The 17,301-nt window shown below is 31.8% G+C and carries 15 protein-coding genes and 1 riboswitch; of the genes, 14 read left to right on the top strand and 1 reads right to left on the bottom strand.

Annotation, left to right across the window (positions count from 1 at the left end):
* Positions 1–14: 14 nt before the first annotated feature.
* From CLOCEL_RS14900 to CLOCEL_RS14870, 7 genes are all read left to right on the top strand, one after another.
* A complete protein-coding gene (locus CLOCEL_RS14900) occupies positions 15–794 on the top strand; it encodes an electron transfer flavoprotein subunit beta/FixA family protein (protein ID WP_010075763.1) in 780 nt (259 codons plus the stop codon).
* A 20-nt stretch (positions 795–814) separates the two neighbouring features.
* Positions 815–1,831 carry an electron transfer flavoprotein subunit alpha/FixB family protein gene (locus CLOCEL_RS14895; RefSeq protein WP_010075762.1) on the top strand — a complete coding sequence of 339 codons (1,017 nt, stop codon included), beginning with the start codon at positions 815–817 and terminating at the stop codon, positions 1,829–1,831.
* 55 nt (positions 1,832–1,886) lie between these two features.
* A complete protein-coding gene (locus tag CLOCEL_RS14890) occupies positions 1,887–2,735 on the top strand; it encodes a 3-hydroxybutyryl-CoA dehydrogenase (RefSeq protein ID WP_010075761.1) in 849 nt (282 codons plus the stop codon).
* Between the two features lie 451 nt (positions 2,736–3,186).
* Positions 3,187–4,560, top strand: a complete 1,374-nt coding sequence (gltA, locus tag CLOCEL_RS14885) for an NADPH-dependent glutamate synthase (RefSeq protein WP_010075760.1) — start codon at positions 3,187–3,189, stop codon at positions 4,558–4,560.
* 26 nt (positions 4,561–4,586) lie between these two features.
* Positions 4,587–5,462 carry a DNA-3-methyladenine glycosylase family protein gene (locus CLOCEL_RS14880; protein WP_010075759.1) on the top strand — a complete coding sequence of 292 codons (876 nt, stop codon included), beginning with the start codon at positions 4,587–4,589 and terminating at the stop codon, positions 5,460–5,462.
* 226 nt (positions 5,463–5,688) lie between these two features.
* Positions 5,689–6,459, top strand: a complete 771-nt coding sequence (locus tag CLOCEL_RS14875; RefSeq protein ID WP_010075758.1) for a DeoR/GlpR family DNA-binding transcription regulator — start codon at positions 5,689–5,691, stop codon at positions 6,457–6,459.
* A 113-nt stretch (positions 6,460–6,572) separates the two neighbouring features.
* A complete protein-coding gene (locus CLOCEL_RS14870; protein ID WP_010075757.1) occupies positions 6,573–7,196 on the top strand; it encodes an ElyC/SanA/YdcF family protein in 624 nt (207 codons plus the stop codon).
* Positions 7,197–7,380: 184 nt separating this feature from the next.
* Here the strand turns inward: CLOCEL_RS14870 and CLOCEL_RS14865 are convergent, their stop codons facing one another.
* On the bottom strand, positions 7,381–8,010 hold the full coding sequence (locus CLOCEL_RS14865) for a TIGR01906 family membrane protein (protein ID WP_010075756.1): 630 nt from the start codon (positions 8,008–8,010) through the stop codon (positions 7,381–7,383).
* Between the two features lie 425 nt (positions 8,011–8,435).
* On the opposite strand from CLOCEL_RS14865, the gene groES reads away from it, so the two are divergent.
* The 7 genes from groES to CLOCEL_RS14830 all read left to right on the top strand — a co-directional run bounded on the left by groES (position 8,436) and on the right by CLOCEL_RS14830 (position 17,300).
* The gene (groES, locus tag CLOCEL_RS14860; RefSeq protein WP_010075755.1) at positions 8,436–8,723 is read left to right on the top strand and encodes a co-chaperone GroES; all 288 of its coding nucleotides are present in this window, start codon (positions 8,436–8,438) and stop codon (positions 8,721–8,723) included.
* Between the two features lie 62 nt (positions 8,724–8,785).
* Positions 8,786–10,408: a chaperonin GroEL gene (gene groL / locus CLOCEL_RS14855; RefSeq protein ID WP_010075754.1), complete on the top strand. Its 1,623-nt coding sequence runs from the start codon at positions 8,786–8,788 to the stop codon at positions 10,406–10,408.
* A gap of 272 nt (positions 10,409–10,680) precedes the next feature.
* Positions 10,681–11,427, top strand: a complete 747-nt coding sequence (locus CLOCEL_RS14850; RefSeq protein WP_010075753.1) for a prepilin peptidase — start codon at positions 10,681–10,683, stop codon at positions 11,425–11,427.
* A 148-nt stretch (positions 11,428–11,575) separates the two neighbouring features.
* Positions 11,576–12,028: a type IV pilin protein gene (locus tag CLOCEL_RS14845; RefSeq protein ID WP_010075752.1), complete on the top strand. Its 453-nt coding sequence runs from the start codon at positions 11,576–11,578 to the stop codon at positions 12,026–12,028.
* Between the two features lie 196 nt (positions 12,029–12,224).
* A riboswitch (purine riboswitch) is annotated at positions 12,225–12,322 on the top strand.
* Positions 12,323–12,662: 340 nt separating this feature from the next.
* Entirely contained in the window at positions 12,663–14,120 is a 1,458-nt protein-coding gene (guaB, locus tag CLOCEL_RS14840) for an IMP dehydrogenase (protein ID WP_010075751.1), read from the top strand.
* A 141-nt stretch (positions 14,121–14,261) separates the two neighbouring features.
* The gene (gene guaA / locus CLOCEL_RS14835) at positions 14,262–15,794 is read left to right on the top strand and encodes a glutamine-hydrolyzing GMP synthase (protein ID WP_010075750.1); all 1,533 of its coding nucleotides are present in this window, start codon (positions 14,262–14,264) and stop codon (positions 15,792–15,794) included.
* Positions 15,795–16,247: 453 nt separating this feature from the next.
* Positions 16,248–17,300: a hypothetical protein gene (locus CLOCEL_RS14830; protein ID WP_242655167.1), complete on the top strand. Its 1,053-nt coding sequence runs from the start codon at positions 16,248–16,250 to the stop codon at positions 17,298–17,300.
* Position 17,301 lies beyond the last annotated feature (1 nt).

Here is a 17,301-nt window from a genome sequence, read left to right as displayed (position 1 = left end):
GGAGGACTGGCAGAATGAATATAGTTGTTTGTTTAAAACAAGTTCCAGATACAACTGCTGTAAAAATAGATCCTGTAACAGGAACTTTAATTAGAGATGGTGTTCCATCAATCATAAATCCAGAAGATAAACATGCTTTAGAAGAAGCAATAGTTTTAAAAGAAAACTTAGGTGCTAAAATCACTGTAGTTTCAATGGGACCTCCACAAGCTGAAGTTGCTTTAAGAGAAGCTTTAGCTATGGGTGCTGACGATGCAATATTAATAACTGATAGAGCGTTTGGTGGAGCTGATACATTAGCTACATCTCATACAATAGCAGCTGCTATAAAGAAATTAGATTATGATATAGTTTTTGCTGGAAGACAAGCGATTGACGGAGATACAGCTCAAGTTGGACCAGAAATAGCTGAACATTTAGATATTCCACAAGTAACTTACGTAGAAGAAGTTAAAGCTGATGGAAACAAATTAACTGTTAAGAGAGCATTAGAAGATGGATACGAAATAATCGAAGTTCAAACTCCATGTTTATTAACAGCTATTAAAGAATTAAATAACCCAAGATATATGAATGCTAAAAACATTTTTGAAATATTCAAAAAAGAAGTAACAATTTGGAATGCTGATGATATCGGTGTTGACAAATCCCTTATCGGTTTAAAAGGATCACCTACAAAGGTTAAGAAGTCTTCAACTAAAGAAGCTAAACAAGCTGGAGAAATTCAAAACTTACCAGCTAAAGAAGCTGCTCAATATGCAGTTTCAAAATTAAAAGAAAAGCACTACATTTAATAAAGTAGGAGGGATAAAGGATGAATATTGCAGATTATAAAGGCGGCGTTTGGGTATTTGCTGAGCAAAGAAACGGGGAACTTCAAAAGGTTTCACTAGAACTTTTAGGCAAAGGTAAAGATATCGCTGAAAAATTAAATACAAAATTAGTTGCAGTTTTATTAGGAAGTAACTTAGGAAACTTAGCAAAAGATTTAGTTGCTCAAGGTGCTGATGAAGTTTTAGCAGTTGACAGCGAATTATTAGCTAACTTTACAACAGATGGTTATACAAAAGTTATCTGTGACTTAGTAAATGAAAACAAACCAGAAGTATTATTTATCGGAGCTACTTTCGTAGGTAGAGATTTAGGACCTAGAATAGCAGCAAGATTAGGCACAGGCTTAACAGCTGACTGTACAGCTCTTGACATAGATGCAGAAAACGGAAACTTACTAGCTACAAGACCAGCATTTGGTGGTAACTTAATGGCTACTATAGTTTGTGCTGACCACAGACCACAAATGGCTACAGTAAGACCAGGTGTTTTCGGAAAATTATCATATGATGAAGCTAGAGCTGGAGAAATCAAAAACATAGATTCAGCTATTATTTCAGCTAGTGACATCAGAACTAAAGTTTTAGAAGTTGTTAAAAATGAAAAAGAAGCTGTTGACATCGGTGAATCAAAGATTCTTGTTGCTGGTGGAAGAGGTATAGGAACAAGCGAAGGAGTAGCTTTATTAAAAGAATTAGCTGCTGTTTTAGGCGGAGAACTTGCTGCTTCAAGAGCTGCTATTGAAAAAGGCTGGATCGACAAAGATGTTCAAGTTGGTCAAACTGGTAAAACTGTTAGACCTTCAGTTTACATAGCTGTTGGTATCTCTGGTGCTATCCAACATACAGCTGGTATGCAAGATGCTGAATACATCATTGCTATCAACAAAGATGCAGATGCTCCAATCATGAAGATGGCTGACCTTGCGTTAGTTGGAGATTATAGCAAAATCATTCCTGAATTAATCAATGAAATAAAGGCTGCTAAAGAGCAAGCATAATTTCTAAGGAACTTTTGGGTATAATAAATATATAATTTAGAGGAGGCTTATTCACATGAAAAAGATATGTGTTATCGGTGCTGGTACAATGGGATCAGGAATTGCTCAAGCTTTTGCTAGTAAAGGCTTCGAAGTAGTTTTAAGAGATATAAAGGATGAGTTCATCGAAAGAGGACTTAGCGGAATCAACAAAAACTTATCAAAATTAGTTGCTAAAGGTAAGATGGAAGAAGCAGCTAAAGAAGAAATCTTAACTAGAATCACAGGTTCAACTAACATAGAAGACGTTGCTGATTGTGACCTAGTTATTGAAGCAGCTGTAGAAAATATGAAAATCAAAAAAGACATTTTCGCTGAATTAGATAAAGTTTGTAAGCCAGAAACAATCTTAGCTTCAAACACTTCATCATTATCAATCACTGAAGTTGCTACAGCTACTGGAAGAGCTGATAAAGTTATAGGAATGCACTTCTTTAACCCAGCTCCAGTTATGAAGCTTGTTGAAATCATCAGAGGTATCACAACTTCTCAAGAAACTTACGATGCTATAAAAGAATTAACTTTAGCTATCGCTAAGGAACCAGTTGAAGTTGCTGAAGCTCCAGGATTTGTTGTTAACAGAATTCTTATCCCAATGATAAACGAAGGTATCACTGTTTTAGCTGAAGGAACTGCTTCAGTTGAAGATATCGACAAAGCTATGATGCTTGGTGCTAACCATCCAATGGGACCACTAACATTATCAGACTTTATCGGTAATGATATAGTTCTTGCTATCATGGATACACTATACTCTGAAACTGGTGACCCAAAATACAGAGCTTGCCCACTTCTTAAGAAGTACGTAAGAGCTGGATGGTTAGGAAGAAAATCAGGTAGAGGTTTCTACGATTATTCAAAATAATAATAACAACAATAAAGGATAATTTATTGTTTGCTTTAAAAACCGCCACTTAATTGTGGCGGTTTTTTTATAGAGAAATAAATAATTTAGAAGTAATCCTAAGATTTAGTCAGTTAAATTATTGGCGAAATTTTATAATGGAACTAGTGACTAGTAAAGTTATAATTGAAGTATGAATTCTAGTGTTTATAGAATACTTTGTAATTGTGCAGAAGGATAAAGGAATGATATAATATCATCAAGTGAAATTTTGTTTAGAGGTGGCTTATCTACCATTTAAACTTAACTAACTTAATCTAGAGTTCTGTCAATGATTAATCTCAGATTTGATAGAAAAGAATAGTATAAGGCATTTTAGGGCTTACTAGAGTTTTTCAATACTAATAATGAGACTAATGTAATGGATAGACATCAGATAAAAAATAAATAAGCTTTTATGGAGGAAGAATAGATGGATAGGTTTAAAAGAACACCAGCAAGAGAAGAAAAATTAGAAGATAGAATTACGAACTTTAATGAAGTTTGTACAGGATATGATGAAGACAGTGCTTTAACTGAAGCATCAAGATGTTTAAATTGTAAAAATCCTAAATGTAAAGCAAATTGCCCTGTAAATATGTCGATTCCTGATTTTATAGCTTCTATAAAGGAAAAGAACTATGAAGAAGCGGCAAGAATTATAGATAAACACAGTGCATTATCAGCTATCTGTAGCAGAGTTTGTCCTCAAGAAAAACAATGTGAAGGAAACTGTGTACTAGGAATAAAAGGTGAATCAATATCTATAGGTAACCTTGAAAGATTTGTATCAGACTGGGCAAGAGAAAATAATTGTGAGTTCTTAGATAAAGAAGAAGCTAATGGTAAGAAAGTTGCAGTAATAGGAAGTGGTCCAGCTGGATTAACTTGTGCTAGAGATCTTGCAAAGCTTGGTTATGAAGTTACGATATTTGAGTCAATGGATGTTCCAGGAGGTATCTTAATGCATGGTATCCCTGAATTTAGATTACCAAAGAAGACTATTGTAAAACATGAAATTGAAAAAGTTCAAAGAGTAGGTGTAAAAATAGAAACTGGTGTAACTATAGGTAGAGACTTTACATTAGATAGTCTTTTAAATGAAAAAGGTTTTGATGCCATATTTATAGGTGCTGGAGCAGGAATATCTAAAGAGATGAGAATCCCAGGTGAAAACGCTAATGGTGTTTATCCAGGTATAGATTTATTATCTTCAGTTAATACAAATGGAGGTCATAGTCCATTATTAAAGGCAGGAGAAAGACTAGCTGTTATCGGTGGCGGAAATGTTGCTATGGACGTAGCTAGAGTAGCTATTAGACTTGGTGCGAAGGTTCAAGTTGTTTATAGAAGAAGCGAAGAAGAACTTCCAGCTAGAGAAGTTGAAATTGAACATACTAAAGCTGAAGGTGCAGAATTTAATTTCTTAACGAACCCTATTGAGGTATTAACTGATGAAGAAGGCAAAGTTACAGGAATGAGATGTGTTAAAATGGCATTAGGAGAGCCTGATGAATCTGGTAGAAGAAGACCAGTGGTTGTAGAAGGTTCAGAATTTGTAATGGAAGTTGATAAAGTAGCTATGGCTCTAGGTAGTGATCCAAGCACAGAAGTTATGGAAGCTACTAATGGAGTAGAAAGAACAAAGTGGAATTCAATCATTATTGATGAAGAAACTGGTAGAACTTCAAATGAGAAAATATTTGCTGGTGGAGATATAGTAACTGGTGCAGAAACAGTTATAAAGGCGATGTCCGCAGGAAGAAAAGCAGCTAAAGCTATTGATGAATATTTAAAAACTATTTAGAGCATACTGCCCTAAGAGGTGATGCAATGGATTTTAAGAATATAGAAATAAAAGATGACAAAGTAATAGTAAAAGATGTAGTGAATTTTCAACTTGACCACGTATTTAAATGTGGACAATGCTTTAGGTGGGATGAAACAGAAAGTGGTACCTATATTGGAGTAGCTTTTGGAAAAGTTATAGAAGTTGAAAAGCAGGAAGCTGACTTGATAATCCACAATACAAGTGAAGAGGATTTTAATAGAATCTGGTTAAATTATTTTGATTTATCTAGGAATTATAGTGATATTAAGGCAGTTTTATCTGAGGATCCATTATTAAATAAAGCAGTGGTTTTTGGGGAAGGAATCAGACTTTTAAAGCAAGACCCCTTTGAGATGATGATATCCTTTATTATATCTGCAAACAACAGAATTCCTATGATAAAAAAAGAAATTAATTTAATAAGTAAAAAGTGGGGGCAAAAGCTTACTTATAAAGGGAAGGATTATTATGCATTTCCTTCAATAGAGGCTTTGAATTCTGCATCAGAGGAAGAAATAGAAAAGTGTGGAGTTGGATTTAGAGCTAAATACATTAAAGATACAGTAGCTCGGATTAATGATAATAATAACATAGACCAGATGATCAGTGGGACTGATGATCAGTGTCATGAAATGCTTAAGGAATACATGGGAATAGGCCCTAAGGTTGCAGATTGCATAATGCTCTTTAGCATGGGCAAATATTCAGCTTTTCCAGTGGATGTTTGGGTTAAGAGAGCAATGCAACATTTTTATTTAGCTCCAGATGTATCTTTAAAGAAGATTAGGGATTTTGGGCGTGATAAGTTTAAAGAACTTTCAGGCTTTGCTCAACAGTATTTATTTTACTATGCAAGAGAAAATCATATCCTTGAATAAAAGTATTCAAGGATAGCAAGTTGTTAAGTGAGAGAATTGTTAAGAACTCAAAACTCTTTTAACTATTTATAGTGTAAAAGATCGTATTATTCAGAAATGGATAATACGATCTTTTTATTGTTATATGAAAAGTGCAATACTCAGAAAGAAAATGCAAAATAAATTGACAGAATGCATGAAGAAGCATAAAATTATAATGTAAATAAACCATATTGGAGGAAATAAAATGTTTGCTGAAGAACGGCATCAGTTGATTCTTGATATGTTAGAAAAAGAAAAAAAGGTAATAGCAACTGAACTTTTAGCTAAGCTTAATGTATCAATTGATACTATAAGAAGGGATTTGATGGTTTTAGAAGAACAAGGTATGCTTAAAAGAACCCGTGGTGGAGCAATACCTAAAGTGAAAGTCTATAAACCTAAAAATTTTACAGGTAGAGATATTTTACATGTAAATCCTTTCTATCATGCTATTGCTAAAGAGGCAATCACATATATTAACGAAGGTGATGTTATATATTTAGGTGGGGCAAGTATCGATCATTTAATGTTAAGGTATTTACCAAAGCAGTTTAATTTTACAGTGATAACGAACTCGATAATTACAGCTGATGAACTTCGATGCTGTGATAATATAGATATTTATATTACCTGTGGGAAGGTAAGGAATCATGGAAATATGAGAGATGCTATGGCTCTTGAATTTATTAAGAATATACGTATAGATACAGCTTTTATATCAGGCCCATGTTTTTCAGCTAATTTTGGATTAAGTAACACTTCCTTTGAAGTAGCTGCTCTTCAAAGAGCAGTACTAGAAGCTTCGAAAAAGAGCATATGTCTTGTACCTAATTCCAAGTTAGCGGCGGAAGCAGTTGCAAAAGTGGTCGATACAAGGGGGATAGATATTTTAATTACAGATTGGGAAGCTGTTCAGGAGGAAATTGACCGAATTAAGGAGTTGGGTGTAGATGTTATCCTAGCGAGAGAAACTTAAAATGATTCCAGTTTTTTCGTTTTAATGTTTTTTAGACTACGATGCTTTATTAGAAAAAAATTAAAGCTCTATAGCTGTATGATATATGTATAAAAAGGGATGGTTTATGTTTTATGAAGGAAATTAAAATGAAATTTATAGATGATATTTCTGATTTTATATTTTTAGAAGACAAAATAGAGAGATCAGATATTATTTTTATTCCAGGAGGGTCTCATCCTGAACTAGGTGAATATGCCGCTGAATTATGGAAACAAGGGTTATCGTCTCTTATAATGCCTTCAGGTGGCGTAAGTATCAAAAGTGGAAAGTTTGCTGGAGTAAAATCTAAGAAAGATTTGTATAATAAGGATTACAAAAGTGATTGTGAATTTCTGGTGGATGTACTGATTACAAATGGCGTTGCAGAAAACTCAATTTTATGGGAAGACAAATCTTCTTGGACAAAGGAAAACGCAACTTTTTCAAGAAAGGTAGCTGATGATAGCAAGTTGGAAATTAAAAAAGCTATTCTCTGTTGTAAATCATTCCATGCTAGAAGAGTGCTTATGTGTTATCAGTTGGCATTTCCAGAAGTGAAGTTCTATATTCAGCCTATTCCCTATTATGAAGGTGAAATTCTTATATCAAAAAATAGTTGGTATAAAACTGAAGTTGGTATTAATAGGGTATTAGGAGAATTACAAAGATGTGGAAATCAATTTAATGAAGATATCATAAAGTTAAAGGAAGAGTAATGACCTAATAAAAAATGTTAACAGGTAATGGTGAGAAAGTATTTTAACGAAATTTTTTAGGAAAGTACCCCATAAAAAATATACAACCCTCTAGTTATCAGTGTAATACATGCTGATATAGAGGGTTAAATTAATTTGGTTATGTAGAATGCATAAAACTAACTTTTTTCAAAAATTTATAGTGCTAGCTTTTGTTTTTCGTTAATCTAAGAATTGTTAGTGTTATCAATGAGAAAGTTAAGGATAATGCTAAAATACCAATGGCACAATCCATAAAAAATTCCTGTGGAAGGATTTCAATTATGGGGTCAGTTACGGGATCTAATATCCAATTATCATTATTAAAAGCTAATTTGTGAAAAACCACAAAAATTTTATCAAAAGACAGTATAAAGGTAGTTACTAAAAGTATACTAAAGCCTATAATACTATAAGCAGAATACTTAAGAAAATTAAGCTTTCTTGGTCGCCTCATAACAGCCAAGGTGATAGTTACAGCTATCAAAATAGCTGTAGTGTATTTACAATAGTTAAATACATTTCGCACATCGGCAAAGTGTTGACTTCCTGATGGTGATGAATCTAAGGAAGGGGGATCGAATTCCTTTATACTATTGTTATTTATAAAATTTATGGTGTAATTATAATTTTCTTTAATTTCATCTATCGAAAGCGTTGTTGAGTTTACAATATCATATTGTACAATATCATAGTAATAAATATATTTTGTATTTAGTATAGCTAAAGAGGATAAGATTATTATTACTATGGTTAGGGATATAGTCATTATTGTATCTAATATTTTATTTGTCATTTAGCAGCTCCTTTGATTTAAGAGTTTAAGCTTATTAATATAAATTTTTTCTTAATAAACTTTATATTTTTATTATGTTTGAATTAATTTGGTTTTATTGTGCATAGAAGTAATAGTAGATAAAATATCATAAATGAGTTAAAGCATTAATAAATGGTGTACATGATTAAAAAAATTATAAATGGTTATATTTATAGTGTCTATAATATATTATAGACGAAATTTTAAGAAAAATAGAGATATTCCAAGTAAATATCTTATAAATTAAAGTATTTTCAGATAATTTACAAATTTAAATACATTTTTTATGAAATTAATCTTGATAATAATTAGAATATTAAGTATTATAAAAGTATAAATATTAGCACTCTATCAAGATGAGTGCTAACAACAAAATACATAATAAATTTAGGAGGGGTTTTATAATGAAACTTAGACCATTAGGCGACAGAGTAGTAATCAAGAGAGTTGAAGCAGAAGAAACTACAAAAGGCGGAATTATACTAACGGCTTCAGCGAAGGAAAAACCTCAGATGGCTGAAGTTATAGCAGCTGGTCCAGGAGGCGTAATTGACGGACACGAAGTTAAAATGGAATTAAAAGTGGGAGACAAAGTATTGTTCTCAAAATACTCTGGAAATGAAATAAAGTTTGAAGGTGAAGAATTCATTATTCTATCACAAAGAGAGATATTAGCAGTAGTTGAAAAATAAATTGTTAGAAACAATGTTAAAGTAAGTTGATAAAAAACATGTTAGATCAGGAGGAATAATAAATGGCAAAGCAAATTTTATTAGGCGAAGAAGCTAGAAGAGCTATGCAAAGAGGGGTAGATATCTTAGCTGATACGGTTAAGGTTACACTTGGACCAAAAGGAAGAAATGTAGTATTAGATAAAAAATTTGGATCACCATTAATAACTAATGATGGAGTTTCAATAGCAAGAGAAATAGAGTTAGAAGATCCATATGAAAATATGGGAGCTCAACTAGTAAAGGAAGTTGCTACAAAGACTAATGATGTAGCAGGAGATGGTACAACTACAGCAACGCTTTTAGCTCAAGCTATAATCAGAGAAGGGCTTAAAAACGTAACAGCAGGGGCAAATCCTATGTTAATAAGACAAGGAATCAGAAAAGCTGTTAATGCTACTGTAGAAGAACTTCAAAAGATTTCTAAACCAATAAACGGAAAAGAAGATATCACTAGAGTTGCGTCTATATCTGCAGCTGATGAAGAAGTCGGACAATTAATTGCTGACGCTATGGATAAAGTAGGTAACGAAGGTGTTATAACTATAGAAGAATCAAAATCTATGGGAACTGAATTAGATGTAGTTGAAGGAATGCAATTTGATAGAGGCTATTTAAGTCCATATATGGTTACAGATTCAGAGAAAATGGAAGCATTACTTGAGAATCCATATATTTTAATTACAGACAAGAAAATAGGAAGTATTCAAGAAATTCTTCCTATACTAGAACAAATTGTTCAACAAGGAAAGAAACTTCTTATCGTTGCTGAAGATATTGAAAGTGAAGCTTTAGCTACTCTAGTTGTTAATAAACTAAGAGGAACTTTCACTTGTGTTGGAGTAAAAGCTCCAGGCTTTGGTGATAGAAGAAAAGAGATGCTTCAAGATATAGCTATCTTAACCGGTGGTCAAGTAATATCTGAAGAATTAGGCATAGAATTAAAAGATGCTGAAATTTCAATGCTTGGTAGTGCAGAAAGTGTTAAAATCACTAAAGAATACACTACAATAGTTAATGGAAAAGGTACAAAAGCAAACATAGATGAAAGAATTCACCAAATAAAAGCTCAAATCGAAGAGACTACTTCAGATTTTGATAGAGAAAAACTTCAAGAAAGATTAGCTAAATTATCTGGTGGTGTAGCTGTAATTAAGGTTGGAGCTGCAACAGAAACTGAACTTAAGGAAAGAAAGCTAAGAATAGAAGATGCTCTTGCAGCTACAAAAGCAGCTGTAGAAGAAGGTATAGTACCTGGTGGTGGTACAGCTTATATAAATGCAATGAAGGTTGTTGAAACTTTAAAAGATGAAAACAATGAAGTTCAACTTGGTATAAATATAATAAGAAGATCTTTAGAAGAACCAGTAAGACAAATTGCTGCAAATGCAGGTCTTGAAGGTTCAGTAATTATAGAAAACATTAAGAATAAAGAAACTGGATTTGGTTATGATGCATTGCGTGAACAATATGTAGATATGATCAAGAGTGGAATTGTAGATCCAACTAAGGTTACAAGATCAGCTCTTCAAAATGCAGCATCTGTAGCATCATCTTTCTTAACAACAGAAGGTATAGTAGCGGATATTCCAGAAAAAACTCCAGCACCTCCAATGGGTGGAATGGGAATGGATGGAATGTACTAAAAATAAATATGAAAGCAAGGCTAGAAATAGCCTTGTTTTTTTATTCTTTAATTGATATAAGTTTTAAAACTGTTTATACATTTAGTAAGAATATCAGCAGTATAATCTATATATGAATATCAGTATTAAAACTATTGGAGAATATTTATACTTTTCAAATGCTAAGAATTCCATAAGGAAATAAATTGCAAACAAAGTTGTGGAATGGTTTATTTATGTGGTAATTAGTCAATGATATTAATGTATGTAAAATTAGTAAATAGGGAGTATATATGATAGTTTTAATAGTTTTAGGTTTTATAATAGGAAGTTTTTTGAACGTATGCGTATGTAGAATTCCATTAGGTGAATCTATAGTTTATCCAGCTTCAAGTTGTAGAAGTTGTTCAGAAAAGATAAAAGTCTTTGATCTTATACCAATATTAAGCTATTTGGTCTTGAAAGGAAGATGCAGAACTTGTGGTGAGAAAATTTCTATTAGATATCCCTTAATTGAGTTGTTAAATGGATGCTTATTCGGATTAATATATTGGAGATATGGTCTTAATCTTGTGTCTATAAAGTTCATTATAATGATAGAATTCCTAATTGTAATAGCGTTAATTGATTACGATACTAAATATGTTTACTCTAAAAATACTTATAGTGGAATGGGGATAGGATTAATTTTAGATATTTATTTGCAGGCTTTTAATAAGATATGCATAATAGATTATTTACTTGGATTACTTTTGGGTATTGTAACCATTGGAACTATAGTTGCAGTAACTAAGGCTATGGGAGCTGGAGATATAGAGATTTCTGCATTGATTGGAATTTTTGTAGGATGGAAACTAATGTTGCTAACAATCTTCTTTTCTTTGGTTATCGGTTCAGTTATCTCTATAATATTAGTAATTAGCAATAGGAGAGGATTAAAAGATGAGATAGCCTTTGGTCCTTATCTGGCAATGGGCTCAATTATATCCTGTTTGTACGGAACGCATATTATTGATTTTTACTTAAAAACAGTAATGTAAGTAGAACTAAATTTAATAAATTAGATATAGATCTTTTAGTGTTGAGGTTACATTAGAAGGGTATATGGTTATTTAAATATCAGTAAACCTTATAAAGAAGCTTTATTGAGACATATGGTATAGAAAAATAATAGGAGGAGTATATATAATGCAAGGAAAAACAGGCAAGGAAAGAAAAGGATTTACGCTTATTGAACTTATTATCGTATTAGCTGTTATGGCTATTATAGCAAGTATAGCCATACCAAATTTTGTTTCAGTAAGAGATAATTCAAAGCGTAAAGCAGATGCACAAAGCTGTGAAACCATAAAAAGAATGATGATTTCAGAAGTGGTTGAAGGAAGTATTAATGATGGAGATACCTTTACTTATTTACCAAGTGGTCCAACTTTGACTGATACTAATAATACACTTTCGACTAATACGGAAGCTTTATTGGCTAAAGAATTAAAGGATGTAAAGAAGCCTCAATTTAAAAATCCAATCGAGGACACAAATGGAGATGGAGAGTATACAGAGGTAACCGGTGCAGGAGTTAGTGCTCCAACTGTATATACTATTATTATTTCTAGTGGTAATGTACAAGTAAAAACTTCTTAAAAATATGAATTCAATTATACAGATGAAAATATATATTTTATAGTGCATGATTATAGAATTTAATGTTGTACAATAGGAATAAATTTAAGAATATGTAGTAATTACTAATAAGTATATTTTGGTGTATTCCAAAGAACTTGTAGAATTTTCACAGTTCATTCATTGACAAGAAAAGGTACAGAGTATATAATATCAATAATAATTTAACGAAAAAGCTCATATATACCCCGAATATGGCGGGAAGTTTCTACCAAAAACCGTAAATTTTTGACTATGAGTGAAAGAGAATATATAATTATAATAATATAGTTATTATATTGATTTCACTTGTAGATAATCGATGTAGTAGCTTTTTTTTATTGCAAAGATTTTATAAAAAATAATTAGCTAGAATGACAAAAGTTTTGATGTACTTAATTTACAGAATATCTACACAAATATATCCATAGGATTTTATTTTTCTATAGGAAATTGTGAAATTAAAAAAATGTGGATAATTTTAAAAATACACTCATTGAAGTGGATACTTTGAAAACTGTGAATTTTGATGTTTAAAAATATCCCTAACATTTTGGTTTATTATTTAAATTTAAGATCTATTTTAAAGAAATATTTTTATATGGGAGGCAAAATAATGGCAAGAATTCTTAAAACCGCTTATACTTTTGATGATGTACTTTTAGTACCAAACAAATCTGAGATTTTACCAAGAGAGGTAAGCTTAGAAACGAATTTAACTAAAACAATTAAGTTAAAAATACCTGTAATCAGTGCTGGTATGGATACTGTTACAGAAAGTAAAATGGCCATGGCAATAGCAAGAGAAGGCGGAATAGGAATTATTCATAAAAACATGTCTATAGAACAACAGGCAAGTGAAGTTGACAGAGTAAAGAGACAAGAAAATGGCGTTATAACAAATCCCTTCTATCTTCATGCAGATAATACTCTAAAAGAAGCAGACCAATTAATGGCTAAATACAGAATATCAGGAGTTCCTATAGTTGACCAAGATAGAAAATTAGTAGGAATCGTTACAAACAGAGATATGCTTTTTGTTGATGATTTATCACAAAAAGTTGGAGATGTAATGACAAGAGAAAATCTTATCACAGCTTTAGAAGGAACAAGCATTGAAGAAGCAAAGAAAATTCTTATGAAGAATAAAATTGAAAAATTACCTTTAGTAGATGAAAATAACGTTTTAAAAGGCCTTATAACTATTAAAGACATCGAAAAGGTAAGAATATTCCCTAATGCAGCAAAGGATTCACAAGGAAGATTACTTTGTGGTGCTGCTGTAGGTGTTACAGGAGACATGATGGAAAGAGTTGATGCTCTTGTAGCTGTAAGTGTTGACGTAATAACAGTAGATACAGCTCACGGACATTCAAAGGGAGTTTTAGATGCTGTAAGAACTATAAAAGCAAAATATCCAGAACTTCAAGTAATCGCAGGAAATATAGCAACAGCAGAAGCTACAAAGGATTTAATTGAAGCTGGTGCAGATTGCGTAAAAGTTGGTATAGGACCTGGTTCAATCTGTACTACAAGAGTAGTTGCAGGTGTTGGAGTTCCACAATTAACAGCTGTTATGGATTGTGTTGAAGAAGCTAATAAATATGGAATACCAGTTATAGCTGACGGTGGATTAAAATACTCTGGAGATATGGTAAAAGCTTTAGCAGCTGGTGCAAAAGTATGTATGCTTGGGTCAATGTTTGCTGGTTGTGAAGAATCACCAGGAGAAATCGAAATTTATCAAGGAAGAAGCTATAAGGTTTATAGAGGTATGGGTTCGTTAAGTGCTATGGCGAACGGAAGTAAGGATAGATATTTCCAAGAAGATAATAAAAAGTTTGTTCCAGAGGGTGTTGAAGGAAGAGTTCCATTTAAGGGTAGTGTAGTAGATACTATTTATCAATTAGTAGGTGGAATGAAATCAGGTTTTGGATATCTAGGTTCAAAAGACTTACAAACAATATACGAAACAGCTACTTTTGTAGTTCAAACTTCTGCAGGATTAAAAGAAAGTCATCCTCATGATATTTCAATAACAAAAGAAGCACCAAACTATAGTGTAAATGCATAAACAACTTTAATAAATTTCTATTTCGACTAATAGGGGTAGGCATTATAATTATTTTATAAAAGATTTGTTTAGAAATTATATGAGTAAATTAAAAGGTGGGAAGAGTTTAAACAAAAGAACTTTCCCCAAAGGAGAGCATTGATGGGAAGAGAATTAGTACTTGTAATAGATTTTGGTGGCCAATACAATCAGCTAATTGCAAGAAGAGTTAGAGAAAACAATGTTTATTGTGAAATAATACCTTACAATAAATCTCTTGATGAAATAAAAGCTAAAAATCCAAAAGCGATAATATTCACTGGTGGACCAAATAGCGTTTATGGTGATGATACACCAAAGGTAGACAAAGGCGTATTTGAACTTGGAATTCCTGTTCTAGGAATATGTTACGGACATCAATTAACTTGTCATCTACATGGTGGAAAAGTTGAAAGTGCAATAACTCGTGAATATGGAAAAACAGAAATCAACTTAGTGAATACAAGTAAGTTATTTAAAGGGATAGATGAAAAAGAAATCTGTTGGATGAGCCATACAGATTATGTATCAGAAGTTCCACAAGGCTTTGAAATAATTGCAACAACAGATCAATGTCCTGTTGCTGCTATGCAAAATGTAGAGAAGAATTTCTATGGAGTTCAATTCCACCCAGAAGTTGAACATACTCCATTCGGAAAGAAAATGCTTTCAAACTTCTTATTTGAAATCTGTGATTTAAAGGCAGATTGGTCAATGTCTTCCTTCGCAGAAGAAGAAATTAAAAAGATAAAAGAAATAGTAGGAGATAAGAAAGTTCTTTGTGCTTTATCTGGTGGAGTAGATTCATCTGTTGCAGCGGTACTTGTACACAAAGCTATAGGCAAAAACTTAACATGTGTTTTCGTAGACCATGGTTTACTTAGAAAAGATGAAGGTGATCAAGTTGAACAAATCTTCAGAGGTCAGTTTGACATGAACCTTATCAGAGTAAATGCTCAAGAAAGATTTTTAGGAAAGCTAGCTGGAGTTTCAGATCCAGAAGCTAAGAGAAAAATCATCGGTGAAGAATTTATAAGAGTCTTTGAAGAAGAAGCAAATAAGCTTGGAGAAATTGATTTCCTTGTTCAAGGAACAATCTACCCAGATATAGTAGAAAGCGGAACAGCAACTTCTGCTACTATCAAATCACACCATAATGTTGGTGGACTTCCAGAAGATATGGAATTTGAATTAATCGAGCCATTAAGAGAATTATTCAAGGATGAAGTTAGAGCTGTTGGAGAAGAAGTTGGAATTCCACATCACCTAGTGTGGAGACAGCCATTTCCAGGACCAGGTCTTGCTATAAGAGTTCTTGGAGAAATAACAGAAGAAAAACTTCACATAACAAGAGAAGCTGATGCAATCTTCAGAGAAGAAATTGCTTTAGCTGATCTTGAAGGCAGCATATGGCAATATTTCGCTTGCCTACCTAATATAAGATCTGTTGGTGTTATGGGTGATGAAAGAACTTATTGCCATACTGTAGCGTTAAGAGCAGTAACAAGCTCTGATGCTATGACTTCAGAATTTGCTAGAATACCTTATGAGGTTCTTGATAAGGTTTCTAGAAGGATTGTTAATGAAGTTAAGGGCGTAAACAGAATTGTTTACGATATAACTTCAAAACCGCCTGCGACTATTGAGTGGGAATAAAATATATAAATAATTAAAGATGAGAAAGCCTATTTTACAGTGTTTATTGTGATTAATAACTTGTAAAATAGGCTTATTTTAATATTGTTTCCCACCAAAATTCCCACCTACCAAAAGACTTAGAAATATTGGTTTACTAATATAGTATATATTATGTTGAGTAGATACTTTCTAGAAATTAGCAGTTATGATATTATGAATTTAGCAATTATTATATATATTTAGGAAGGGTGAAGAATTATTTTGAGTTTTTTGTTTAATAAAAGGTTATTGTTGGTTAAAAATACTATAGAGTTTATCGGATATGTCTGTATTTTTCTTTTTTTGAATATAAACATATATTTTATTATGAAACATTTTAGATTTGATGAGTATTTTATGTGGATTCCATTGATATTATGTTTTATTGTTCCAAAGTTAGGGTCAGTTTTTAAGTATAATTTATCTATTAATATGAGTTTAATAGTATCATTAGCTACGTTAATTGTTATTTACATATCAAAGACGAACTCAGTTATAAGAACTTTTTATGCTAAAAATGATAACTTCATTTTGACAGTATTAATTATAGCTTTTTTAATCAGTAGAATTATATCAGCTAACTATAAAATAGAGAATAAGGATAATGAAGAAAATAAAAATACATCAGAATTATTCAATTTATTATATGTCAATACATCAAAAGTACATGAAATAGCAATGTTAATTGATAATAAAGTAATGCAAAAAGTAGAAAAAGAACAAATATCAGAAGAACTACTAAAATCATCATATTCATATGGTATAAAGTCAAGTCTAGCAACATCAGATGCTTCTATCCAAAAACAAGAAAACTCCAAAAAAAGAGTATATGAAAATTTTGATGTTAAGACAACGAAATCTATAATGCTTAGAAAAATATATGATAAAGTAAAGCAAGATAATAATGAACAAAATAGAAATCTTAAAACTGGACAACTAACTATGTTTAAGGAAGTTGCTTTGCAGAGAAGAAATGTTGATGATACAGTTATGATGTTAAATGTTCTGCAAGATAGTAAAATAAAAAATCAAGGTGATGATGCCATAGAAATAAATATGAATAAAATGATGGAGAAAATGTTAGATGATTTTACAATAGATTATGTGTTTGAGGAAAAGTTGAGAGATAGCGAGTCAAATACTAAGTATATATTTCAATTATCATATAAATCTAATGAAAATTTTGAAAACGGGTATCAACATAATGATTTACAACTTGGAACGCTTAGTTTAATTGGAATTTATAGAGGTGAAATTGATTTTTCAAAGAGAGAAAGCGTATCATCCAAATTTCTTGAAGTGATGTCTGATTCCTATAATAATTCTACAAGTACACAAAATGATGATGTTATGAAAAGTAGTATTGTACAAGGAAGTCAACAGTTATTGCCATTTGAATTTAAACACAATAAGTTGAATGAAAAATACCATCTAATTGATATAATAGCAATTATTCAAGAATTAAATATAGAGGAGTCTCAGTAGC

This window comes from Clostridium cellulovorans 743B (genome assembly GCF_000145275.1).
Lineage (GTDB): Bacteria > Bacillota > Clostridia > Clostridiales > Clostridiaceae > Clostridium_K > Clostridium_K cellulovorans.
The sequence above is the reverse complement of the archived record's forward strand: the minus strand, read 5'-3'. Positions and strand labels throughout refer to the sequence as shown.